Source organism: uncultured Methanofollis sp., assembly GCF_937919355.1.
GTDB lineage: Archaea > Halobacteriota > Methanomicrobia > Methanomicrobiales > Methanofollaceae > Methanofollis.
The window spans coordinates 1-1,281 of sequence record NZ_CALFSA010000073.1 but is presented as its reverse complement, the minus strand read 5'-3'; the positions used below and the strand labels follow the sequence as shown (position 1 = coordinate 1,281).

At 62.6% G+C, this 1,281-nt stretch carries 1 protein-coding gene and 1 pseudogene; both read right to left on the bottom strand.

The features are described 5' to 3' along the window. Positions 1-226, bottom strand: a pseudogene (locus Q0520_RS03440) (diaminopimelate epimerase); the annotation flags it as partial. Between the two features lie 52 nt (positions 227-278). After that, on the bottom strand, positions 279-1,281 hold a 1,003-nt coding region (locus Q0520_RS03435), incomplete at its 5' end, for a solute carrier family 23 protein (protein ID WP_298666628.1).

The following is a 1,281-nucleotide window of genomic DNA, read 5'->3' as shown; positions in this document are numbered from 1 at the left end:
ACATCTCCGCCTCGCTCTCGTCCTGCTGGAAGAGGCGCATCCTCACGTCGGCCTTCTCCGACGGGGAGATGAAGAGCACGCCGTCCGCCCCGATACCGAAGCGGCGGTCGCAGTACAGGGCGGCAAAACCCCCCTTCATATCGTCCGGGATGACCGTGCCCTTCATCTCGTCGATCAGGACGAAGTCGTTGCCATTGCCGTGCAGTTTGGTGAACCTGATCTCCATACCTCTATGTTTTCCCTGTCCTCGCTATATCACTTCGCCGGAGCGGGAGAGGTCAGGCCTCTCCGTGCTTCCTGTACACGAAGTGCTCGAGGACCAGGACCAGGATCACCCCGACGACAAAACCATTTGCGATGACCGGACGGAGCGTTGCCGGGAAACCGGCGACGATGGCCGCAGGCAGGAAGGCGACCACCGTGCCGATCAGGACCGGGATGCCGATGATCAGTCCTTCCTCGAAGCTCGTGACGGCGCGGGTCTCCCCGCCCAGCATCAGTCCGGCGGCGATCTGGGCGGTCATGACATAGGCGAGGACGATGCCGATGACAGGTTGCGGAATGCTGCTGAGATACGTGATGAGGAGAGGCGAGAGCCCGATGGCCATGAGTGCGAGGGCGGCCGGGACGAGGGCGAAGCGGGACGCACACCCCGTGGCGGCGATCACGCCCGGACTGAGGGAGAAGTCCACCGGGCCGATGACTCCTGCGACACCCGAAAGAGCGTTGCCAAGCCCGGTGACTGTCATGCCCCTGTCCACCCGTTCGTCCATCCTGTCAGCCTGGAGGAGACCCCCCACCGACTGGATGGACCCCAGTTCGTTGATGGCCAGCGCCAGGAAACAGATGAGGAAGGCCGCCAGCACGCCCGGGTCGGGAATGGCAAGCGGTGCGATGAGACCCTCAGGCAGGGAGAGTATGGCCGCATCGGTCGACGGGACGGAGAATGTGCCGAAGACAAGATAATACGCAGCGCTCCCGAAGAGCAGCGCCCATATCGCAAGGGTCGCCTTCCACATCCCCTTCAGGAGACCTCCTGCGCAGAAAAGGATCAGGGCGAATACCAGGGCGAAGGTGAAGTTGGAGACCGGGGAGACCTCTCCGTCCGCGGTGATCAGGTTGAGGATCACAGGGGCGAGGGTGAAGGCGATGAGCAGGAGAATGACCACGATCACCCTGGGGGTGAAGAGCGTCTTCAGGTATTTGAACAGCCCTGTGGCCGAAAGAATGGCGAGGATCACGCCGCCGATCATGATCGAGGTGTTGATGGCGCCGAACCCA